Source organism: Haemophilus sp. oral taxon 036 (assembly GCF_002998595.1).
Taxonomy (GTDB): Bacteria; Pseudomonadota; Gammaproteobacteria; order Enterobacterales; family Pasteurellaceae; genus Haemophilus; species Haemophilus haemolyticus_K.
Map to the genome: position 1 here is coordinate 1,687,384 of NZ_CP027235.1, position 23,199 is coordinate 1,710,582.

The following is a 23,199-nucleotide window of genomic DNA, read 5'->3' on the forward strand; positions in this document are numbered from 1 at the left end:
TAATAAAAAGTGCGGTAAATAATTAGAGTGTTTTATCGCAAAAATTAAAACTCAATTTTTTCTTTATATTCACACAGATCTTCAATAATGCATGAGCCACAACGAGGTTTCCGTGCGATACAAGTGTAGCGCCCGTGTAAAATTAACCAATGGTGAACATCCACTTTAAATTCATCAGGTACGACTTTAAGTAGTTTTTCTTCTACTTTTACCACGTCTTTACCAGGTGCAAAATTAGTTCGATTGCATACACGGAAAATATGGGTATCCACCGCAATAGTTGGATGACCAAATGCCGTATTTAGTACAACATTGGCTGTTTTTCTACCCACACCTGCTAATGATTCTAAGGCTTCGCGATTTTCGGGCACTTCACCGTTGTGCTTTTCAATTAAATCACGGCAGGTTTTGATAATATTTTCTGCTTTGCTATTAAAAAGCCCGATAGTTTTAATATAGCTTTTTAAACCATCTAATCCTAAATCTAAAATCGCTTGAGGCGTGTTTGCAACAGGGAATAGTTTTTCTGTCGCTTTATTCACACCCTTATCGGTTGCTTGTGCCGATAGAATTACCGCAATTAATAATTCGAAGGGCGAATTATACTGTAATTCTGTGGTTGGGTGGGGATTTTGATCTCTTAATCGGGTTAATATTTCGATTCTTTTTAATTTATTCATCTTATTTATCAATTCGATTTTTTATTGCAAGGAGCAAGCCTAATCCTATAAATGCGCCTGGTGGCAAAATGAAAAGTAAAAAGCTACTGTTTGTATGGTAAATATGGAGCGTTAAAAATTTCGCTTGTTCGCCGAATAGATTTTCGATGCCATCAAAAACCGTACCTTGTCCAATGATTTCACGCAATGCGCCAAGTATTGTCAAGCTAAGCGCCATCCCTAATCCCATTGAAAACCCATCCCAAACGGAATGGAGTAAGCTGTTTTTTGAGGCGAATGCCTCTGCTCGACCAATCACAATACAGTTGGTAACGATGAGTGGAATAAAAATTCCAAGTGATTGATAAAGCGTATAGGTATAAGCATTCATTAAAAGTTGAACGACAGTTACTGTGGTCGCAATGATCATCACGTAGATTGGAATGCGGATTTCATTCGGAATATATTTACGGAAAAGTGAAATGACCGTATTTGTGCAAGTGAGCACAAGCATTGTCGCTAAACCTAAACCCAGTGCATTGGTGGCGGTGCTAGACACCGCTAAAAGCGGACAAAGCCCGAGAAGTTGAACAACCGCTGGATTATTTTTCCAAATTCCTTGAGTAAAGATTTCTTTCCACATGGACTTTTGTTGATTTTCAACCGCACTTTCTATTTTTTCTTCTTCAAGTGCGGTATTTTTTTCAGTTAAATCTGTCATATTATTTCACTTGTGTTGAAAGCTGTTGTAACAAGGCTTGGTTATTTAGCATGATTAATGCTGAGCGTTTAGTTTGATTCACCACTGCGCGAGGTGTAATGGTTGCACCAGAAAATTGATCAAATTTTCCGCCATATTTTTTTACTGCCCATTCGCTCAAATTATGCTCATTAATCGATTGATGAGTGAAATTTAGAATCCAGTTGGAAATACGAAGTTCAATTTTATCGCCTAAGCCTGGGGTCTCATGGTGTTCGATTACTCGTACACCTAATATTTCACCTTTCGGATCTAATCCCACAAGCAAGCGAATATCACCAGAGTAACCATCCGGTGCTGTGGTTTCATAGGCATAGGCAGAAACATTTCCATCTTTTTTCGCAAAATAAATTTTCTGAATGCCCTCCAAATTTTTATCTTGAGGGATAACCGCACTTTCTAGCAAATTATTATTGAAATAATTTTGTGGAATGACTTGTAAAAGTAATTCTCGTTGTTGTGCCGCCATCACCGCGTCAATTTTATCTTTTGTTAGGAAAAAAATACCCGCAGAAATTGCTGTGCAGAGTAGGGCGACAAAGCCTAACAATATCCCGTAACGCGATGTGATTTTTACTGTGCCCATTATTTTTTTCCTTTTGTTGGATAACCAGATACTCGAGGACGTGTGTAATGATCGATAAGTGGAACGCAAATATTACTTAATAAAATTGCGAATGCTACACCATCTGGAAAGTTTCCGTGATAGCGAATGAGATAGACAAATAACCCCACTAATGCGCCAAAAATAATTTTTCCTCGTGGTGTAATGGAAGCTGTGACAGGATCTGTCGCAATAAAAAATGCGCCAAACATCATTGCGCCACTAACGAGTTGGCTAATCGCACTTAAATGTGTGAAGCCAGTAAAAGCGGTCGCGGTGGCTAAACAGAAAAAGGTGACGAGCATCGCTACTGGAATTTGCCAATGAATTACACGTTTTAAAATAAGGACAATTCCGCCCACTAAGAAAGCCACGTTGACTTGCCACCAGCCTTGAGCAAAGTCGGTTCCATTACCCATAAAAATCGGCAGTTTAATTAATTCATAAAAATCATTTAATTGAGTGTGACTTTTATAGAAAATTTTTGCGCTATCCAAAGGCGTTGCTTGGGTGATGCCATCAATATTATGTGTAAGTTGTGAAAGCGTAAATCCATCAGTGGTTAAACCTGAAAATATTAATGAAAATGCATCTGAAAAAGTCGGTGGTTCCTGTAATAAATTAATTGGTGGCATCCAAGTTGTCATTTGTAATGGGAATGAAATTAAAAGAATTACATAGCCAATCATCGCAGGATTGAATGGGTTTTGTCCTAAGCCACCATAAACCTGTTTACCTAATAAAACTGCACAGAGTGTTCCAATGATGATGACCCAATAAGGTGCATAAGGTGGAATAGCCATCGCCAAAATTAAAGCAGTCAGGGATACGCTGAAATCTGAAAGATAATTTAGCGGTTTTTTACCACGTAATTTTATTGCAATAAATTCCGCAATGATTGCTGTACCAATGGCTAATGCAGATTGAAACACCACGCCAAATCCAAAATAATAAATTTGCGTGAAAAAAGCTGGCATCATTGCCAACATGACCCAAAGCATAATACGCGCTGTGAGTTTCCCCGAATGAGTATGAGGAGAGCTAACCATTTTAAACATTATTTTATTCCTGATTATTTTCTAATGTTGCTTGTGTTTTTGCCAATTTCTTTGCTTTTGCTCGAGCAATGGCAGCCGCTACAGCCGCTTTTTTCGGATCGAGTGCGGTTGAATTTTCTTCTGTTTTTTCTACCGCACTTTCTATGGCTTGAGTGGTCGGAACTGATTCTGTAGTTCCATTCGCTTGAGCCAGTTTTTTTGCTTTTGCTCGAGCAATCGCTGCAGCTACTGCTGCTTTTTTCGGATCGAGTGCGGTTGAATTTTCTTCTGTTTTTTCTACCGCACTTTCTATGGCTTGAGTATTTGAGACTGATTCAGCGGTTTCATTTGCTTGTGCAAGTTTTTTTGCTTTTGCACGGGCAATCGCTGCAGCTACCGCTGCTTTTTTAGGATCAAGTGCGGCTGAATTTTCGTCTGTTTTTTCTACCGCACGTTCTACGGTTTGATCGTTTGAGACTGATTCAGAGGTTTCATTTGCTTGTGCAAGTTTTTTCTCTTTTGCACGGGCAATCGCTGCAGCTACCGCCGCTTTTTTCGGATCAAGTGCGGTTGAATTTTCGTCTGTTTTTTCTACCGCACGTTCTACGGTTTGATCGTTTGAGACTGATTCAGAGGTTTCATTTGCTTGTGCAAGTTTTTTCGCTTTTGCTCGAGCAAGCGCGGCTGCAACTGCTGCTTTTTTCGCATCGGTTGGTTGAGTTTGTTGTTCTTGGTTTTTGACTTGAGATTCCGCTTGCTGACGAGCCAGACGACGAGCTTTACGTTGTGCCATTAAATCAGCGTTATCAGGTAAAACTTCCCCTTTTTCTGAGGTAATCGTTTTAACTTGTTTTGATTCTGTTTTATTGGATTTTTTCGCTTTCAAGCGTTCTAGCGCCGCTTTAACAGGATCTTCACCTTTGGTTTGCGCTAATTCTTCTCGACGTGCTTCTGCTGCACGTTGTGAACGTGCTTTACGCTCTTGTTCTTCACGTTCCATTCGCGCTTGTTTAGCTTCAAAGCGAATTTTGGCTTCATCTGATTTTTTCTGTTTTTCTTTTATTTGCCAAATTTTTGCTTTTTCTTGGCGGAAATACTGAATCAGCGGAATATGGCTTGGGCATACGTAGGCACAAATCCCGCACTCGATACAATCTTTGAGGGCGTATTCTTCCGATTTTTTGTGATCTTCACTACGCGCAAACCAGTAGAGTTGCTGTGGCATCAAGTTGACTGGGCAGGCATCAGAACAGCTAGAACAGCGAATACAAGCTTGTTCAGGCTCTGGTTCTGCATATTCAAAATAGTCTGGTGCAAGCAAGCAGTTAACAATTTTTGTCACTGGTGCATTGAGATTGGAAAGTTCCAATCCCATCATTGGCCCCCCCGCAAATACAGGATAACGTTCATCAGACTGATAGCCAGCGTGCGTCAATACTTGAGAAATTGGTGTACCAAGTCGGACCCAATAATTACCTTTTTCAGGAATTTTATCACCTGTAAGGGTGACGACACGTTCAATTAAAGGTTCGTCATTTATAACCGCTCTTTTAATTGCAAAGGCTGTACCAACATTATGCATCAGTACGCCAATACTAGAAGAACGCGCACCACTTGGCACTTCCATTCCTGTAAGCAAATAAATAAGCTGTTTTGCGGCACCCGAAGGATATTTTGTTGGAATCACTCGAATGCTAATGTCATTTGCTCCCTGTAGCGCTTTGCGGATTGCCTCTATTGCTTCAGGTTTGTTATCTTCAATGGCGATGACTACGTTTTCAGGTCGTAGGATATAACGTAAAATACGAATGCCTTCTATGATTTCATCGGCGCGTTCACGCATAAGACGATCATCACAAGTGATATAAGGCTCACATTCTGCACCATTGATAATTAAAAGTTTGACTTTTTTCTCTGCTGATTGAATTTTAGCAGCAGTCGGAAATACTGCACCGCCCAAGCCAGCTATACCAGCTTGATAGATTTTGTTAATGAGTTGTTCCGGCGAGAGTGTCAAAAAATCATCAATAGGATTACGCGCTAGCCATTGATCTAAGCCATCCGCTTGCAAATGAATTGCAGGTTCATCAAGACCAGACGGATGTGCGGCAACATAAGGTTTAATCGATTTAATTGTGCCTGAAGTTGGCGCATGAACGGGTAGCATACGCAAGCCATCGCCTTGCGTTAAACGTTGACCTTTTAATACGTAATCGCCTTCCTTTACTAAAAGGTGACCTGTTGTTCCTGCGTGCTGTTTAAGAGGAATATAAAAATCTGTTACTAAAGGGGGATAACGTAATGGTTGTGAATTAGATTGTGATTTCATTTCAGGCGGATGAATACCACCTTTGAAATCCCATAATTTACCGGAATTGAAACGAGATAATACGTCCGTCATTTATTCCCCCACAACCAATTTTTTCTCAGTGCCATTTACATTCATTACTGGAATGACTAATTTTGCATCAAACTTCCAATCCCAATTATCGATATTTTTTTTCACGGGAATCATTGATATACAATCTGTCGGGCAGGGCGCTACGCAAAGTTCACAACCAGTACAGAGATCTGGAATAATCGTATGCATGAATTTATTTGTACCAATAATGGCATCAACAGGACAGGCTTGAATGCATTTTGTGCAGCCAATACACATATTTTCATCAATAAAAGCGACTTTCTCGATAGGTTCTTCTACACCGTCCATTGCTGGCACATCAACACCTAAAATCTCTGCGATTTTTACGATGGTTGGTTGACCACCAGGAATACATTTTGTGATGTCATCTCCATTGCAAATAGCTTCAGCGTATGGTTTGCAGCCTGGATAACCACATTGTCCACATTGGCTTTGTGGCAAAATAGAGTCAATCTTTTCCACAATAGGATCGGCCTCAACTTTGAGTTTAAGTGAAGCAAAGCCCAAAATCGCACCGAAAATTAAAGCGAGTAAAGTGATTACGATGAATAGAAGGGTCATTATTTCTTTCTTTTTCCTGAAAAATACTGAGAGAACCCAATAAATAAAATCAAAATGGTAATAGCCATTAAAAGATAGATCATGTTATTACTTCACTAGTCCTGTGAATCCCATAAAAGCAAGAGACATCAAACCAGCTGTAATAAGTGCGATAGATGAACCCTTGAAAGTTAAAGGTACATCGGCCGCTACAAGACGTTCACGAAGCGCAGCAAAAAGCACTAATACAAGTGCAAACCCAAGAGATGCACCAAAACCATAAACGACAGATTCCGTTAAATTATGAGCAAGATTTACATTTAATAATGCGACACCGAGAACTGCACAGTTTGTGGTTATCAAAGGCAAGAAAATTCCAAGTAAACGATATAGCGTTGGGCTAGTTTTATTTATCACCATTTCGGTAAATTGTACAACTACGGCAATAACCAAAATAAATACTAATGTACGCAAAAAAGTAGCATTCAAGGGAACAAGAATATAATGATCAACTAAATATGCACAAAGGGAGGCGACGGTTAATACAAACATTGTTGCTAGTCCCATACCTACTGCGGTTTCAATTTTCTTTGATACCCCCATAAACGGGCATAGTCCTAAGAACTTTACAAGTACAAAGTTGTTAATTAATGCAGTACCGATAATCAATAAAATATAATTTGTCATTTTTCTTTGCCTTTTATGTAGGGAAGTATTATCGCTATTTATGAATTGAAGAACAATAGGTATTTTTAAATGCGATAACCCTACTATTTATCAGTATTCTTTGTGAAAATAACCATAAAAAGCGGGCAATAATTGTGTGATTAAATTTAGTTGCTGATAAGGCAAGCTAAATGCTGTGCGATCTTGTTCTGTCATTTCTTGTTTCTCTAACTCCTTTAGGTGGGTTTCAATGTTTTTTTGGAGTTTAGCAAATATATCTGGCGGTATTTTTTCGATATTTTCAAGAGAATAAATAATTTTTTTGGCAACAGGATAGAAACCAGATAAAAATTGTGTAGTTTGTTGTAGAGTATTCATTTTTTCACGATAGGAACCTAGCGCAGAAATATAACTTAATAAGGAATAATTCAGTTTAAGTAAATCAAACCCTTGTTGTAAAAATGCTTTGTATTTTTCAGGTTCATTATTCATGTTTGAAAGCGTTGTACTAAGTGCTGCTGCATATTGATGTGCATTACGACGAGCAATGCGATACTTTAGATCATCACTTTTACCAAATTGTAGTTGACTAATAATATGTAAAAGATAAGTTGCATCACTTTGAACCGCTTTATGGCTAACTTTATCTAATTGTAAATATTTCCAATCAGGCCATAAATAAGAAACAGCAAACCATGAGATAGCCGAACCTAGTAATGTATCAAACAAACGAGGCATGAGTGCAGCTGAAGTATTAAAACCCATAACATCAAAGCTTAACAAGACCTGTAATGTGATAAAAAAGGTAGAGAAGCTGTAATTATTACTGCGAAAGAAGAAAAATAGTGTACTAGTAAGGACTACAAGACCCAGCTTAAGTTCTAAGGTTGGATTAAAATAGGGTAAAAGCGATCCTATCACCACGCCAAGAAAAGTGCCGATAATCCGCTGGCGTAAACGTGTTTTGGTGGCAGAATAGTTTGGTTGGCAGACAAAGACAGCGGTGAGTAAAATCCAATAACCAAGATTAAATTGGAAAAACTCTACGATGACACAGCATAAAAAAACCACTATCGATAAACGTATTGCATGGCGAAAGAGTTGAGATTCAAAGGTAAAGTGGCTAAAAATTGCAGTAGAGATATTTTTTAAGCCTGTAATTTGATCCGTATGAATTCTTGCTAAATGATCAGCATCATCTGTTTCTTGAGTAAGTTGTCGAAGTTGCCAGTTAATACTTTGCAAGTTATCTAGTAGGGTCTGAATCTCAATAAGCTGATCTTTATCATAGATGTGTTGTTCTCGATATAGCTGGAAGGAGTGCAATGTACCCGATAGTGCGCGCTCAACACGTTCATTGAATTGATAGTTTTTATTTTGGCGTAAACTTGTTGTTACTTCTCGGCAAGATTGTGCTTGTAATTCTAGTAAGCGCTGAATGCGAAAAATTAAGTCTGTATTTTTTAGCTTTTCAGTAATTTGCTGATAATCAAAATGAGTAGAATTTACACGTTCATGAATATCTTGCGCCGCAAAATAATAGCGGAGCATTCGTTGTGTGCGAGGATGTCGATGTTGACCACGAATACGATAGAATAGTGCTGTACGAACAATATTAAATGCAGAAACTACATTTGCATTTTTCATAGCGAAATTAAGATGTTTTTTTTCTATTTCATTTATTTCATCGGGATCAAAAAAATAAGATTTGGCATCTAAGTAATCACCTAGCGCACAGAAAGCTTTAGCAACACTTTCTTGTACGGGACGATTTGGAAAGAATAAATAGACAATGAGTGTTATTACACTATAAAGTAGCGTACCGCATAGAATCATGACAGGGTTGATAAACCATTCATGTATTTCAGGTGTATAGGTTAGTGTAGTATAAAGTGCCACAACTAGTGTACCAAATGCAATGGTACTATAGCGTTGTCCAACAGCACCTATCATAGTAAAAATAAATGTAAGCGCAGTCATCAAGGCAATATATTGTATTGGCTTGCCGATATTTAATTGGACAATAAAGGATGAAATAGAGAAAGCTATCAATGTATAAAAGACATTTTTTAAACGCCCAGTTAAACGATTGTCTAAATCAACTAATCCTCCTGCAATAATACCTAGAATTAAAGGCATAGACTGTTGAGATATATTAAATGCCCATACGCTAATTGCGGCAATATTTACAGCAATAAAAATAGGAATGGCAGCAATCACTTTAGCATTTAACCAGTTGTTCATTATTCATCCTTATTACAATAGAAAAAGTGAGCAGCAAGGCTCACTTTTATTATCTATATAAGCGTACTCAAACATCAAAGCTTTTTGAACGAGATAATGCGTTACTTGTGGGATTTTGCCCAGTTTAAGAAACGTATTTGAGTTTCCTTATCTGCTTGTTGGAACCAGTATTGAAGTTGCTGTTCTGCAACATTCTCACCTTGAACAACAACTTTCCCTTTGTTTATTTTAGCATTGCTTGCAGAAGCAACTGGCATTGTGGTTGGTATTGCTGCAGTCGAAAATGCTGCAACAGATGCGGTTGCACCTGAGGCATTATATGTAGAAAGATCGTTTACCACGTTTGCACTAGGGAATAAACCCTCTTGTTTTAAAACATCTACTTTCGCTGCAATAGTATTGCCTGATTTGCTAGTAATATTAATTGTTGGTGTACTATTAAATTTTTCACCTTCGGAGCGGCTACGGATTGAAGGTGCAGAGATAGTAATATCTTCTGGGGAACCTTTGAATGTAACAATGATAGGACTAGATTCAAATAAAGATTGATTAGAACCTGAACCAATAATATCACCTAAACGAACAACCACTTGATGTGTTTCAGTATCATTGATGTTAAATGATTTTGTTTCTTTTAATAATGCTTTTGATGCTTTTTGTCCATCAATGGCTAAAAACTCAAGATTAGATGACGTTGAAACCATTCCAGCAAAGCTCGTTGAGCTAGCACATAATATCGCTAGGCTTAATGCAATAGTGCGTAATTTCATAATTGCTCCTTTTAATAGATGAAAATGAGAACAATGCTTATGCTATGCTAAATTCACTAAAATGAAAATAAAAAAGTGCGGTTGGTTTTAAAAAAGTTTTTTTATGCTAGAATTCTCTACCAAATTAACGATAGTGATTTTTTAATAGGAAAAAATATGAAAGTTTTAGAAGGCTCAGTCGCAGCACCTAATGCAAAAGTTGCAGTAGCAATTGCTCGTTTTAACAGTTTTATTAATGAAAGTTTATTAGAAGGCGCAATTGATGCATTAAAACGTATCGGCCAAGTGAAAGATGAAAATATCACTATCGTGCGTGCTCCTGGTGCGTATGAGTTGCCATTAGTTGCTCGTCGTTTAGCTGAAAGTAAAAAATTTGATGCGATTGTGGCATTAGGTACAGTTATCCGTGGTGGTACTGCGCACTTTGAATATGTAGCAGGGGAAGCAAGTAGCGGTTTAGGAAAAGTTGCAATGGATGCTGAAATCCCCGTCGCTTTTGGTGTATTAACCACAGAAAATATTGAACAAGCAATTGAACGTGCTGGTACTAAAGCAGGTAATAAAGGTGCAGAAGCAGCCTTAACTGCACTTGAAATGGTTAATCTTATTCAACAAATTGATGCGGCATAAATCATGACAGAACAAAAACAAGTGAAAAAGCCTTCTGCTCGTCGTCGTGCGCGTGAATGTACTGTTCAAGCCTTGTATTCTTGGGCGGTATCTGGCAATACTGCAGAACAAGTTGAATTAGCCTTTGTGTTAGATCAAGATATGGATGGCGTAGATAAACCTTACTTCCGTAAATTATTTCGTCAAACAGTAGAAAATATTGAAACCGTTGATTTTTCAATTTCGCCTTATATTGACCGCGCTTTTGATGAGCTTGATCCTATTGAAACTGCAATTTTACGTTTGGCTGTTTATGAATTACGCTTTGAATTAGATGTGCCATATAAAGTGGTTATCAATGAAGCGATTGAAGTGGCAAAAGTATTCGGTGCAGATGAAAGCCATAAATATATCAATGGCGTACTTGATAAAATCGCACCCGCATTAGGGCGTAAATAATCCTTTTAAACTGAAAATGGCGCGCGTTTTTAACGCGTGCCTTTTCTTTTATAAGATAGGTGAAAAATGGCAATCGGTGAATTTGATTTAATTAAACGATATTTTCAGCCACAAATATTAGATGATGATTCCGTTCAATTATCTATTGGCGACGATTGTGCGCTGGTTTCCGTGCCTGAGAATTATCAGCTTGCCATTACGACCGATACAATGGTGGAAAATACACATTTTTTACCAACCATTTCATCCGAAGATTTAGCTTACAAAGCCATTGCAACAAACTTAAGTGATCTTGCTGCAATGGGGGCACAGCCAAAATGGGTTTCTCTGGCATTAACTTTGCCAAATGTAGATGAAAATTGGATTTCAGCATTTAGTCAAAGTTTATTGCACACGTTAAAACAATACAACGTCACATTAATTGGTGGCGATACCACAAAAGGCAACTTATCTATTACGATTACGGCACAAGGTTTTGTCGAAAAAGGTAAAGGGATTTGTCGGCATGAAGCAAAAGTTGGCGATTTAATTTATGTTTCAGGCACCTTAGGCGATAGCGCTGCAGGTTTAACGCAAATTTTATTGGGCAAAAGTGCGGTTGATTCTGATGATGTTTTTTTGCTACAACGTCATTTTAGACCCACACCTAGAATTGAACTTGGGCGAGCGTTAATTGATATTGCTCATGCTGCCATTGATCTTTCCGATGGGTTAATCTCTGATTTAGGGCATATTCTTGAAAGAAGTCAATGTAGTGCTGAAGTTGAACTTACAGCTTTACCTCTTTCATCATCGATTTTAAATAAATATGATCGCACTCAAGCGGAACAATTTGCCTTAAGTGGTGGAGAAGATTATGAACTTTGTTTTACCATACCTCCCGAATATAAAGATGAATTAGAATTACGCTTGAAAAAACTGAATGTGCCCTGTACTTGTATTGGTAAAATTACAGAAAAGTGCAGCGACTTTTCGCCCCGTTTTTTACGGGATGGAAAATCTGTGAATATAACTTTTTCAAGTGGTTTCGATCATTTTAAGGAATCAAAATGACAGAAAATAATCCTCTTAAAAAAATCTCTCTTTTAAATCCTATTCATTTGCTTACCGTTGGTTTTGGAGCGGGCTTAATTCATCCTGCTCCCGGTACTTGGGGGAGTTTGGCGGGAACAATTTTAGGCGTGATGTTGCTTTCTTTGTTAGGTGTAAAAACCTTTTTAATTTTTACCGCACTTTGTTTTCTACTCGGTTGCTATCTTTGTCAAAAAACCACAGCAGATATGGGCGTGCACGATCATGGTTCTATCGTCTGGGATGAATTTGTCGGTGTGTTTATTGTATTAGCGGCGATCCCGTCATTATCTTGGCAATGGATTATGGCTGCTTTTGCATTATTTCGCTTTTTCGATATTTTAAAACCATTCCCAATTCGTTATTTTGACGAAAAACTCGAAAGTGGTTTTGGCATTATGGTCGATGATGTATTAGCGGCAATTTATGCGGTGATTGTCGTATTTGCTATTCATTATTGGATGTTGTGATGCTGAATTTAATCATTGTGCATTTATTTGGATTAATGACTCCAGGGCCAGATTTCTTCTATGTAAGCCGAATGGCAGCAAGTAATTCTCGTCGTAATACAGTTTGTGGCATTTTAGGTATAACGCTTGGTATCGCTTTTTGGGGAATGCTTTCCATGTTGGGATTGGCGGTGTTATTCGTTACTATTCCAGTATTACATGGCGTTATTATGTTGCTAGGCGGTAGTTACTTAGCATATCTCGGTTTTTTAATGGCCCGCAGTAAAAAATACGCTCAATTTGAACCGCATTCTGATATTGAATTTAATCAGCAAACCACAATCAAAAAAGAAATTGTGAAAGGGCTTTTAGTGAACTTATCTAATGCAAAAGTCGTGGTGTATTTTAGTAGCGTGATGTCGCTTGTCTTAGTAAATATCACTGAAATGTGGCAAATTATCTTGGCTTTTATGGTGATTGTGGTAGAAACATTTTGTTATTTTTATGTGATTTCATTGATTTTTTCACGTAATATTGCCAAGCGTTTATACAGTCAATACAGCCGTTATATTGATAATATGGCGGGTATCGTATTTTTATTTTTTGGTTGTGTGCTTGTTTATAGCGGCATCAACGAAATAATTCATTAATAAAAAAGGAAGTAACATGACATTAAAAATTGCAATCGCGGGTGCTGGCGGAAGAATGGGGCGTCAATTAATTCAAGCGGTTCATTCTGCGGAAGGCGTAGAACTCGGTGCGGCCTTTGAACGCAAAGGATCATCTTTAGTCGGGACGGATGCGGGAGAATTGGCGGGAATTGGTCAACTTGGTGTAACAGTTTCAGACGATCTTGAAAGCCAAAAAGATAAATTCGATTTATTAATCGATTTTACTCGACCAGAAGGCACTCTTGAGCATATTGAATTTTGCGTAGCGAATAATAAAAAAATGGTGATCGGTACAACTGGTTTTGATGAAAATGGTAAAGCGGCGATTAAAGCAGCTTCAGATAAAATTGCTATTGTGTTTGCATCAAATTTCAGTGTTGGCGTGAATTTAGTCTTCAAACTTTTAGAAAAAGCGGCAAAAGTGATGGGGGATTATTGCGATATTGAAGTGATCGAAGCTCATCACCGTCATAAAGTGGATGCGCCATCTGGCACCGCACTTTCTATGGGCGAACATATCGCGAAAACCTTAGGTCGTGATTTAAAAACGCACGGCGTATTTTGTCGTGAAGGAATCACAGGCGAACGTAAACGTGATGAAATTGGTTTTTCTACTATTCGTGCTTCGGATGTGGTGGGGGAACACACGGTGTGGTTTGCTGATATTGGCGAGCGTGTAGAAATTTCCCATAAAGCATCAAGTCGAATGACTTTCGCTAATGGCGCAGTGCGTACTGGTAAATGGTTAGAAAATAAGGCGAATGGCTTATTTGATATGACGGATGTATTGGATTTAAATAATTTATAAATCAATTTCAATGTCACTTTCTACGTGACAGCAGCATAATAAAATTTCATCAGGTTGAATAAAGGCAAGGGGCGAATCTTTATAGGATACCTTGCCTTTTTTGATCTTCACACGACAAGAACCACAATAGCCACTACGACATTGATATTCATGGTGAATATTATTTTTCTCGAGATGATCGAGTAAACTTGTTTCATTATTGAATTCTAATGTGGTTTTACTGTAGATTAGATGAATTTTCATAATAACAATGCAGTGAAATTTGCTGGGCATTATATAAGGAAAATCCATATGTTAAAAATACTGTGTTTTATAACCGCACTTTTTATTACTGCTTGTAGTTCTATTAGCAAAGAACCAGTGAAGACGGTGGATGTTTATATCAACCCTTATTATTCTGCTGAAAATGGAAAATCAGAAAATGTATTTGTACATAAAGAAATTGATCCTATGCTACGTGAAAATACGATAAAAGGTTATGAAAGTGCGGTGAAATTTGTAGAAGAAAATCCAGCTCGTATTTCACCCATGACGATGTTTACGTTAGCCGCTCGGGCTTATGATTTTGGCTTAAGAGATGAAGCTGTTACTTGGTTTTATCGTGGGCAAAATCGCTTGATCACCGCACTTTATGTATTGGATTTACCAAAACAAACGGTGCAGGATAATACAGGGTTCAGCCATGTTGTAGGGCAGTTTGTTAATGCTTATGCGTTTTGCAATTTTGATAAACAAAGTCGTGCAGCCGAAAATGCGGTGAAATGGACAATTGCGCATCCTTATGAAGTGATTTTCTTACCAGTATTACCCGCAAAATTTGTGGATCGTAGAAAAGCGTTAAAAGAAGCAGAAGAAAAATTAGTTCAACGTTTACAGGAACAAGCACGTTTTTTTGCCAATCCAAACAATAAAGAAAAATGGCAAAAAGAGCGGTCAGAAAATTTTGTAAATGAACGATTTTGTTGGTAACAAGAAAAAATGGAATAGCGATAACGTTATTCCATTTTTATTTTTGATAAACCAATGATTTTTCGTATTATTCTTTTACTTTTTAAGTACTTGGTATTATCATTACTCGGTTTTTTATTTTATAGAGAAAAGAGAAGCAGGGGAAACTATGCAACATCTGAACGAGCTTGTTGAGAAAGCGAAATTAGCGATTGAATCCATTCAGGATAAAAGTTTAACGGCTTTGGATGAAATCCGTGTCGAATATTTTGGTAAGAAAGGGCATTTTACTCAATTAATGCAAGAATTGCGTAACGTGTCAGCAGAAGAACGTCCGGCTATGGGCGCAAAAATTAACGAAGCAAAACAAGCTGCGTTAGAATTTTTAAATGCAAAAAAAGTGGAGTGGGAACAGGCTGAACTTAACGCAAAATTAGAAAAAGAACGTGTAGATGTCAGTTTACCTGGTCGCAAAGTTGAAACTGGTGGCTTACACCCAGTTACCATGACGATTAATCGCGTAACAAAATTTTTCTCAGAACTTGGCTTTTCAGTTGAAAATGGCCCTGAAATTGAAAGTGATTATTACAACTTCGATGCTTTAAATATTCCTAAACATCACCCTGCACGTGCCGATCACGATACTTTCTGGTTTAATCCAGAATTATTACTTCGCACCCAAACTTCAGGCGTGCAAATTCGTACTATGGAAAAAATGCAGCCACCAATCCGTATTATGGCTCCGGGACGTGTATATCGTAATGACTACGATCAAACGCACACACCAATGTTCCACCAAATTGAATTGCTTTATGTGGATAAAAAAGCAAATTTCACAGAATTGAAAGGCTTATTACACGATTTCTTACGCGCTTTCTTTGAAGAAGATTTACAAGTGCGTTTCCGTCCATCTTATTTCCCGTTTACTGAACCTTCAGCCGAAGTGGATGTGATGGGTAAAAACGGTAAATGGTTAGAGGTGTTGGGCTGCGGTATGGTACACCCAAATGTGTTGCGTAACGTTGGTATTGATCCGAATGAATATTCTGGTTTTGCCGTGGGAATGGGCGTTGAGCGTTTAACAATGTTACGTTATAACGTAACAGATTTACGTTCGTTCTTTGAAAACGACTTACGTTTCTTAAAACAATTTAAGTAATTTCTCGGATTTGAATTAAAAGGATAACAACAAATGAAATTTAGTGAACAGTGGGTAAGAGAATGGGTGAACCCTGCGGTGTCCACCGAGCAATTATGCGAGCAAATCACTATGCTTGGCTTAGAAGTAGATGGCGTGGAAAGCGTTGCGGGTAAATTTAATGGTGTCGTTGTTGGTGAAGTGGTGGAGTGTGCACAACATCCAGATGCGGATAAATTACGTGTAACTAAGGTGAACGTAGGCGGTGATCGTTTATTGGACATCGTGTGTGGCGCACCAAATTGTCGTCAAGGCTTAAAAGTCGCTTGCGCAACAGAAGGTGCGGTATTACCGGGCGATTTCAAAATTAAGAAAACGAAATTACGCGGTCAACCATCAGAAGGAATGCTTTGTTCATTTTCTGAATTAGGTATTGATGTTGAAGCTGACGGTATTATTGAATTGCCACTTGATGCACCAATCGGTACAGATTTACGCGAATACTTAGGTTTAAATGACAATGCTATCGAAATTAGCTTAACGCCAAACCGTGCGGATTGTTTGAGCATTGCGGGTATTGCGCGTGAAATTGGTGTGATAAATAAACAGCCAGTAAATCAACCGCACTTTGAAGCAGTGCCAGCAACAATTTCTGATAAAGTTCAAATTGATTTACAAGCGCCTGAAGCCTGCCCGCGTTATTTATTGCGTGTGGTGAAAAACGTTAATGTGAAGGCTGAATCGCCAATGTGGATGCAAGAAAAATTGCGTCGTTGTGGTATTCGTTCTATTGATCCTATTGTTGATATTACTAACTATATTTTGCTTGAGCTTGGTCAGCCAATGCATGCGTTTGATGCGGCTAAAGTTGCACAACCTGTTCAAGTTCGTTTAGCAAAAGAAGGTGAAGAATTAGTATTATTAGATGGCTCAACCGCAAAACTTCAATTAAATACTTTATTAATTGCCGACCAAAATGGTCCTTTAGCAATGGCAGGAATCTTTGGTGGTGCAACGAGTGGCGTGAATAGCGAAACGAAAGATGTGATTTTAGAATCCGCATTTTTCGCTCCATTAGCGATTGCAGGCCGTGCAAGACAATATGGTTTACATACTGATGCATCACACCGTTTTGAGCGTGGTGTGGATTTTGAATTAGCCCGTAAAGCTATGGAACGAGCAACCGCATTATTGCTTGAAACCTGTGGTGGTGAAGCGGGTGAGATTTGTGAAGCAAGCAGTGAAGCTCATCTTCCTAAAGTTAATACTGTTCAACTTCGCCGTAGCAAATTAGATGCACTTTTAGGTCATCATATTGAAACAGAAAGCGTAACAGAAATTTTCCATCGTCTTGGTTTCGATGTTACTTATGCTAATGATATTTGGACGGTAACTTCTGCAAGCTGGCGTTTTGATATTGAAATTGAAGAAGATTTAATTGAGGAAGTGGCGCGTATTTATGGTTATAACAGCATTCCAAACAATGCGCCATTAGCGCATCTCCGCATGCGTGAGCATAAAGAATCTGATTTAGATTTAGCTCGAATTAAGACCGCACTTGTGGATGCAGATTATCAAGAAGCCATTACTTATAGCTTTGTGGATCCAAAAATTCAAAGTTTATTACATCCACATCAAGAAGCACTTGTATTGCCAAACCCAATTTCTGTGGAAATGTCCGCAATGCGCGTGTCTTTAATGAGTGGTTTATTAGGTGCAGTGCTGTATAACCAAAATCGCCAACAATCTCGTGTTCGTTTATTTGAAACAGGATTACGTTTTGTGCCAGATAACAATGCTGAATTTGGCGTGCGTCAAGAATTTGTTTTAAGTGCGGTGATTACTGGAACAGCAAAATCTGAACATTGGGCAGGTAAAGCAGAGTCTGTTGATTTCTTTGATCTTAAAGGTGATTTAGAATCAGTACTTTCTTTAACAGAAGGTGGTAATAGAGTTCGTTTTGTTGCAAAACAATTTGATGCATTACACCCTGGCCAATCTGCTGCTATTGAATTAGATGGTCAAGAAATTGGTTTTATTGGTGCAATTCATCCATCTATTAGCCAAAAACTTGGCTTAAATGGCAAAACTTTTGTATTTGAAATTCTTTGGAATGCAATTGCGGCACGTAATGTGGTGCAAGCAAAAGAAATTTCTAAATTCCCAGCAAACCGTCGTGATTTAGCTTTAGTCGTCGCGGATAGCGTACCAGCAGGGGAATTGATCGCAGCATGTAAACAAGCAGGTGGCGAAAAATTGGTGCAAGTGAACTTGTTCGATGTATATCAAGGTGTGGGCGTCTCTGAAGGCTATAAGAGTTTAGCGATTAGCTTGACTGTCCAGGATAATGAAAAAACACTTGAAGATGAAGAAATTAATACAGTGATTTCAGCAGTATTAGCGGAGGTAAAACAACGCTTTAATGCTGAATTAAGGGATTAATATGGCTACGATAACTAAAATTGATATTACTGAGAATTTAATTGAGAAATACCAGTTACCTAAAAATGAAGCAAAAAAAGTTGTAGAAAACTTTTTTGAGGAAGTCCGGATATCACTTGAATCTGGTCATGATGTAAAATTATCAGGGTTTGGTAACTTTGAATTACGTAATAAAGCTTCACGTCCAGGACGTAATCCTAAAACTGGAGATGTAGTGGCAGTTTCTGCTCGCCGAGTGGTGACATTTAAACCAGGGCAAAAGTTACGTGCTCGTGTGGAAAAAACTAAATAGTAAGTAACAAAAAGTGCGGTGAATTTCTACCGCACTTTTCATATGAAAAGGTATGAAAGTATATAAATCATTTTTAATCGCTACTGCCTCGTTGTTTTTATTCGCTTGTTCTAGTTTTCAAAATGATGATTATACGATGAACTATAAAGGCCAAATCGGCGATCCGATTATGGCTATAGCCATGTTGAGCGAACAACAACATGAATGGGCGGGTACACCTTATGTGCTCGGCGGTGTCTCACGTCGTGGCGTAGATTGTTCCGGTTTTGTGCAGAAAACTTTCTTCGATCGTTTTAATCTTCGTTTGCCAAGAAGTACAACTGAACAAGCTAATTATGGTAAACATGTCCGCAAAGAAGATATTCAAACGGGTGATTTAATTTTCTTTAAAACCGGCCGAGGCCCTAATGGCTATCATGTGGGAATTTATGTAAAAGAAGACAAATTCCTTCATGCTTCCACCAAAGGGGGCGTTGTCTATTCTTCAATGAATAATCCTTATTGGTCTAAGGCATTTTGGCAGGTTAGACGGATTTAGATGATTTAAGTATAAGTGCGGTTTTAACCGCACTTGTATTTACTAGAATTATTTAGCTGCTTTTAATTCTTGATAATATTGTTCATAGAATTGAATTGCATCGCCAACGTCATCTTGCCAGTGGCTATTTTTTAATACATCAGCTGGTGGATAAATCGCTGGATCTTCAGTGATTTCTTTTGGTAATGCTTTTTTCGCTTCTAAGTTAGCTGTTGGATAGCCAATTGCTAAGGTTAATTTTTCTGCAGCTTTAGCACCTAACATATAGTTAATAAGTTTATGTGCACCATCTGGGTTTTTAGCAGTTTTAGGAATTGCTAGAGTATCAACCCAAAGTACAGGGCCTTCTTTCGGAAATACCATGTCTAAAGGTGCTTTTTCTTTTTTGGCAATACGTACAGAACCATTCCATAATTGACCCACTTCAACTTCACCTGAGATGAAAGAATTCGCAGGGTTATCGGAATTGAAAGAAAGTACGTTTGGACGTAGTTTTAATAATTCTTCATAGGCTTGTTTGATAATGGCTGGATCTTGAGTATTTGGATCTTGACCAATTTTCAATAAAGCGATGTTGAATACTTCGCGCGCATCGTCTAATAATTGAACTTTGTTTGCAAATTCTGGTTTCCACAAGTCAGCCCAAGAAGTGAATTGAGTTCCTTTATAAGTGTTGGTATTGAATGCAATACCTGGTGCACCTAATAATTGAGGAAGAGAGTATTTGTTACCTTTATCATAAGGTTTATTGAGCCAATCAGGATCTAATTCTTTAATAACAGGTAATTTGCTGTGATCGAGCTCCATTAACATGCCTTCTCTAGACATTTTAGAGACGAAGTAGTTAGATGGTGCAATAACATCATAGCCACCAGCAGCACCTTGAGTTTTGAGTTTTGCATACATTGTTTCGTTTGATTCTAAGCTTGAAACGATAACTTTGATGCCTGTTTCTTTAGTAAACTCATCTAAAAGACCATCTGGTACATATTCAGTCCATGTGTAGAGGTACACAGTGTCATTGGCAGTAGCCGGAGATTTTGCAGCTTCAGCTTTGCTATCTTTATCATTACAAGCAGTTAAAGTTGCAGCTACTAAGCCTGCAGTAATTAAACCTGCGAATTTTTTCATTTTTGTTTGTTCTCCGTAAAGAGTCGTAAAAAAACCACCTGACGAATGACAGGCATAAAAAAACGCCTTGATTGTGCGTCAAGGCGTATTCTATTTTAAATTCAAAGGTTTGTGAAACCTTTTGTTTATTAATGGTTATTTTTTCGTGTAATTAGCTGACTTAAAACGACAAGAGCCAGTGAAAGCACGATCATAATCGTTGCTAAAGCATTAACTTCAGGTGTTACACCGGTTTTCACTAGGGAGAATATTCTCAATGGTAAGATTTCATAGCTTACACCGCTGACGAATGATGAAACGACAACATCATCTAATGAAATAGTAAAACTTAATAACCAACCAGATACAACTGCAGGTAATGCTAAAGGAAGGATAATTTTACGTAAAATAGTCACTTCGCTTGCACCTAAGTCTTTCGCCGCTTCTAACATTCTAGAATCAAAGCCATTTAAGCGAGAGAAGATAGTTACGGTCACATACGGTAAACAGAAGGTCACATGAGCCAGTAATAAAGACCAGAAACCTAATGAAATACCGACAACCATAAATAATGCAAGTAAAGATACTGCCATTACAATATCTGGTGACATCATGACGATAAATAACATACCGCTTACCGCTTGTTTACCGCGGAATCGATAGCGATAAAGTGCGATTGCAGTTAATCCACCTACAATTGTAGCTAGGGTAGCCGCAAAAAATGCAATAGTTACTGAATGAATCGCAGCTTGTATTAAGGTATCGTTATTAAATAAACGCTCGTACCAGTTCCAGCTAAAGCCTTTCCAACTTAAACCATAACGATCTTCGTTAAAGGAATTGGTAACCAAAATAATAATTGGGATATACAAATAAGCGTATACCACAAACATAAATGCATTACGTAGTAAACGACTCATTATTCTAACTCCACTTTCTTATTTAATAGTTTATTCGCGCGGTAGTACACGAAAATCAACAATGCCATTAGAACAGTTAAACCAATACTGATTGCAGAACCAAATGGCCAGTTACGGGAAATTAAGAATTCGCTCTTAATTACGTTACCAACAAGCAATACTTTTGCTCCGCCCAGTAAGTCTGCAACGTAGAACATACCCATTGCAGGTAATAACACTAATAAACATCCTGCGATAATGCCTGGCATGGTTAGTGGTAAAATGACACGGAAGAAACGTTGGAATGCATTTGCGCCTAAATCTCTTGCTGCCTCTAATAAGCGACCGTCTAATTTCTCAATCGCAGAGTAGAGTGGCAAAATCATAAATGGCAATAGCAAATAAACTAAGCCAATGATTACCGCAATTTCTGTATTCAAAATGCGAATGGGTTCACTCAAAATTCCCATGTCCATCAACATAGTGTTAAGTACACCTTTCACACCGAGAAACACTTTCATTCCATAAATACGGATCAATGAGTTTGTCCAGAATGGTAAAACTACAAGGAACAATAAGAGCGGTCGATATTTAGGATTAATTTTGCTCATCATGAAAGCAAATGGATAGCCAACTAATAAGCAAATAATGGTAGCTATGCCCGACATATACAATGAATTCCACACAACTTGTGCATAAAGCGGATTAAATAAGTTTGTGTAGTTTTCAATGGTGATTGGGAAAGCGTAAAAGTCGCTACCGTCTCTAGTCAGAAAACTTACGGCGAATACCAATAAGTTTGGAATCAACACAAAGAAGATGAGCCAACTGAAGATAATCGCAACAGTAATTTTCTGGAATTTATTATTGATTATCTTCATCGTTGAGAACAACCTCCCAGCCTTCATGCCATGTTATGCCTACGCGTTGACCTACGCTATGATCCATATGTGGATCGTCTTCGTTAAAGAATTCACTTACAAGTACATGCATGCCATTATGATCAAATTCTACCGTTGATTCTAATGTCATTCCTTTGTAAGTGCGGTCAACAATGTGGCCAATAATTGCTTTAGAATGTTCATTTTCATCTAATTCTTCAATCACAATATCTTCAGGACGAAGTAGTACTTGAAGTTTTTGATCTTTCTCAACAGGCATATCTGTGTAAATATCACAAACTCGACCTTCAACATTCGCGAGTACAACTTGTTCAGACTTACGTTCAATCACAGTCGCTTCAAATACGTTAATTTCACCAATGAAACGAGCAACGAATAAGTTAGCTGGATCTTCATAGATTTCACGTGGAGAACCATCTTGTGCAATTTTACCTTTACGTAACAACACGATGCGATCAGACATTGTAATTGCTTCTTCTTGATCGTGGGTGACGAAAATAAAGGTAATGCCAAGCTGACGTTGTAACATTTTGAGTTCATTTTGCATTTGTTTACGCAATTTGTAATCTAATGCAGATAAAGACTCATCAAGTAACAACACTTTTGGTTTATTTACTACGGCGCGAGCGATGGCAATACGTTGTTGTTGCCCGCCAGAAAGTTGGGTTGGCTTACGATCTGCCATTTCTTCTAGCTGTACCATACGCAAGGCTTCTAAAACACGCGGTTTAATTTCGTCGTTTGGTACTTTTTGCATGCGCAAACCAAAAGCCACGTTCTCAAAAATTGTCATATGTGGAAATAGTGCATAGCTTTGGAATACCGTATTAATATGACGTTTTTCCGCTGGCACATTGGTGATATCTTCACCGTCTAAAATAATGCTACCTGAATCCAATTCTTCTAAGCCTGCAAGTAAGCGCAAAACTGTGGTCTTACCACAGCCTGAAGGGCCGAGAATAGTGACAAATTCACCGTTATTAATTGTAAGATTGAAATCGTTAATAATGGTGTTAGAACCATAGGATTTTTTGATTGAACGAAGCTCAATAATAGGCTTGTTTTGAAGCTGATTTTCCACTAGCTTTGGTTTTCTCCCTAATTTCACCAATGATTTGGTACTGAGTAGAAATAAAACCTGCAAGACTGCAGGGGCGACAT

25 protein-coding genes are annotated in these 23,199 nt (G+C 38.1%); 11 read left to right on the plus strand and 14 right to left on the minus strand.

Annotated features, from left to right (window positions below):
• Positions 1-44 precede the first annotated feature (44 nt).
• From nth to C3V42_RS08140, 9 genes are all read right to left on the minus strand, one after another.
• On the minus strand, positions 45-680 hold the full coding sequence (gene nth, locus C3V42_RS08100) for an endonuclease III (RefSeq protein ID WP_046942942.1): 636 nt from the start codon (positions 678-680) through the stop codon (positions 45-47).
• 1 nt (position 681) lies between these two features.
• A complete protein-coding gene (locus C3V42_RS08105; RefSeq protein WP_106014225.1) occupies positions 682-1,380 on the minus strand; it encodes an electron transport complex subunit E in 699 nt (232 codons plus the stop codon).
• 1 nt (position 1,381) lies between these two features.
• Entirely contained in the window at positions 1,382-2,005 is a 624-nt protein-coding gene (rsxG, locus tag C3V42_RS08110; protein ID WP_106014226.1) for an electron transport complex subunit RsxG, read from the minus strand.
• Positions 2,005-3,081: an electron transport complex subunit RsxD gene (rsxD, locus tag C3V42_RS08115; protein WP_106014227.1), complete on the minus strand. Its 1,077-nt coding sequence runs from the start codon at positions 3,079-3,081 to the stop codon at positions 2,005-2,007. Before rsxD ends, rsxG begins: the two co-directional genes overlap by 1 nt.
• Positions 3,082-3,085: 4 nt before the next feature.
• The gene (gene rsxC, locus C3V42_RS08120) at positions 3,086-5,461 is read right to left on the minus strand and encodes an electron transport complex subunit RsxC (RefSeq protein WP_106014228.1); all 2,376 of its coding nucleotides are present in this window, start codon (positions 5,459-5,461) and stop codon (positions 3,086-3,088) included.
• On the minus strand, positions 5,462-6,043 hold the full coding sequence (gene rsxB, locus C3V42_RS08125) for an electron transport complex subunit RsxB (RefSeq protein WP_046943227.1): 582 nt from the start codon (positions 6,041-6,043) through the stop codon (positions 5,462-5,464). It abuts the gene before it with no gap.
• A gap of 87 nt (positions 6,044-6,130) precedes the next feature.
• The gene (rsxA, locus tag C3V42_RS08130) at positions 6,131-6,709 is read right to left on the minus strand and encodes an electron transport complex subunit RsxA (RefSeq protein WP_048953635.1); all 579 of its coding nucleotides are present in this window, start codon (positions 6,707-6,709) and stop codon (positions 6,131-6,133) included.
• A 90-nt stretch (positions 6,710-6,799) separates the two neighbouring features.
• Positions 6,800-8,932 (minus strand): YccS family putative transporter, encoded by a 2,133-nt coding sequence (gene yccS, locus C3V42_RS08135; protein ID WP_106014229.1) that lies wholly within the window; start codon positions 8,930-8,932, stop codon positions 6,800-6,802.
• 101 nt (positions 8,933-9,033) lie between these two features.
• The gene (locus C3V42_RS08140; RefSeq protein ID WP_106014230.1) at positions 9,034-9,702 is read right to left on the minus strand and encodes a DUF2057 domain-containing protein; all 669 of its coding nucleotides are present in this window, start codon (positions 9,700-9,702) and stop codon (positions 9,034-9,036) included.
• A 156-nt stretch (positions 9,703-9,858) separates the two neighbouring features.
• On the opposite strand from C3V42_RS08140, the gene ribE reads away from it, so the two are divergent.
• The 6 genes from ribE (at position 9,859) to dapB (ending at position 13,769) form a co-directional block, all read left to right on the plus strand.
• Entirely contained in the window at positions 9,859-10,332 is a 474-nt protein-coding gene (gene ribE / locus C3V42_RS08145) for a 6,7-dimethyl-8-ribityllumazine synthase (protein ID WP_005628657.1), read from the plus strand.
• Positions 10,333-10,335: 3 nt separating this feature from the next.
• Complete coding sequence (gene nusB, locus C3V42_RS08150; protein WP_005628659.1) at positions 10,336-10,770, plus strand: transcription antitermination factor NusB; 435 nt, start codon at positions 10,336-10,338, stop codon at positions 10,768-10,770.
• Positions 10,771-10,836: 66 nt separating this feature from the next.
• Positions 10,837-11,823, plus strand: coding sequence for a thiamine-phosphate kinase (gene thiL / locus C3V42_RS08155; protein ID WP_106014231.1), 987 nt, complete (start codon positions 10,837-10,839; stop codon positions 11,821-11,823).
• On the plus strand, positions 11,820-12,311 hold the full coding sequence (locus C3V42_RS08160; protein ID WP_106014232.1) for a phosphatidylglycerophosphatase A: 492 nt from the start codon (positions 11,820-11,822) through the stop codon (positions 12,309-12,311). The genes thiL and C3V42_RS08160 overlap by 4 nt, the downstream gene beginning before the upstream one ends.
• Positions 12,311-12,940 carry a LysE family transporter gene (locus C3V42_RS08165; protein WP_164994237.1) on the plus strand — a complete coding sequence of 210 codons (630 nt, stop codon included), beginning with the start codon at positions 12,311-12,313 and terminating at the stop codon, positions 12,938-12,940. Before C3V42_RS08160 ends, C3V42_RS08165 begins: the two co-directional genes overlap by 1 nt.
• A gap of 16 nt (positions 12,941-12,956) precedes the next feature.
• Positions 12,957-13,769 (plus strand): 4-hydroxy-tetrahydrodipicolinate reductase, encoded by an 813-nt coding sequence (dapB, locus tag C3V42_RS08170; RefSeq protein WP_106014234.1) that lies wholly within the window; start codon positions 12,957-12,959, stop codon positions 13,767-13,769.
• On the opposite strand, the gene yfaE is transcribed toward dapB, so the two are convergent.
• Entirely contained in the window at positions 13,764-14,012 is a 249-nt protein-coding gene (gene yfaE / locus C3V42_RS08175) for a class I ribonucleotide reductase maintenance protein YfaE (protein WP_048953645.1), read from the minus strand. The genes dapB and yfaE overlap by 6 nt on opposite strands.
• Positions 14,013-14,060: 48 nt before the next feature.
• Here yfaE and C3V42_RS08180 point away from each other — a divergent pair, with 48 nt between their 5' ends.
• From C3V42_RS08180 to C3V42_RS08200, 5 genes are all read left to right on the plus strand, one after another.
• Positions 14,061-14,738 carry a hypothetical protein gene (locus tag C3V42_RS08180; RefSeq protein ID WP_240610349.1) on the plus strand — a complete coding sequence of 226 codons (678 nt, stop codon included), beginning with the start codon at positions 14,061-14,063 and terminating at the stop codon, positions 14,736-14,738.
• A 148-nt stretch (positions 14,739-14,886) separates the two neighbouring features.
• Positions 14,887-15,876 (plus strand): phenylalanine--tRNA ligase subunit alpha, encoded by a 990-nt coding sequence (gene pheS, locus C3V42_RS08185; protein ID WP_106014236.1) that lies wholly within the window; start codon positions 14,887-14,889, stop codon positions 15,874-15,876.
• A gap of 33 nt (positions 15,877-15,909) precedes the next feature.
• Positions 15,910-18,297 (plus strand): phenylalanine--tRNA ligase subunit beta, encoded by a 2,388-nt coding sequence (pheT, locus tag C3V42_RS08190; protein WP_106014237.1) that lies wholly within the window; start codon positions 15,910-15,912, stop codon positions 18,295-18,297.
• A gap of 1 nt (position 18,298) precedes the next feature.
• Positions 18,299-18,589: an integration host factor subunit alpha gene (locus C3V42_RS08195; protein WP_106014238.1), complete on the plus strand. Its 291-nt coding sequence runs from the start codon at positions 18,299-18,301 to the stop codon at positions 18,587-18,589.
• 52 nt (positions 18,590-18,641) lie between these two features.
• Positions 18,642-19,127, plus strand: a complete 486-nt coding sequence (locus C3V42_RS08200; protein ID WP_106014239.1) for an NlpC/P60 family protein — start codon at positions 18,642-18,644, stop codon at positions 19,125-19,127.
• Positions 19,128-19,175: 48 nt separating this feature from the next.
• Here C3V42_RS08200 and C3V42_RS08205 read toward each other — a convergent pair whose 3' ends face one another.
• The 4 genes from C3V42_RS08205 to potA form a co-directional block, all read right to left on the minus strand.
• Positions 19,176-20,258 (minus strand): extracellular solute-binding protein, encoded by a 1,083-nt coding sequence (locus C3V42_RS08205; protein WP_005628174.1) that lies wholly within the window; start codon positions 20,256-20,258, stop codon positions 19,176-19,178.
• Between the two features lie 128 nt (positions 20,259-20,386).
• A complete protein-coding gene (gene potC / locus C3V42_RS08210) occupies positions 20,387-21,157 on the minus strand; it encodes a spermidine/putrescine ABC transporter permease PotC (protein ID WP_005628794.1) in 771 nt (256 codons plus the stop codon).
• Positions 21,157-22,017 carry a spermidine/putrescine ABC transporter permease PotB gene (gene potB / locus C3V42_RS08215; protein ID WP_005638601.1) on the minus strand — a complete coding sequence of 287 codons (861 nt, stop codon included), beginning with the start codon at positions 22,015-22,017 and terminating at the stop codon, positions 21,157-21,159. The genes potC and potB overlap by 1 nt, the downstream gene beginning before the upstream one ends.
• Complete coding sequence (gene potA / locus C3V42_RS08220) at positions 22,001-23,119, minus strand: spermidine/putrescine ABC transporter ATP-binding protein PotA (protein ID WP_164994238.1); 1,119 nt, start codon at positions 23,117-23,119, stop codon at positions 22,001-22,003. Before potA ends, potB begins: the two co-directional genes overlap by 17 nt.
• Between the last annotated feature and the right edge of the window lie 80 nt (positions 23,120-23,199).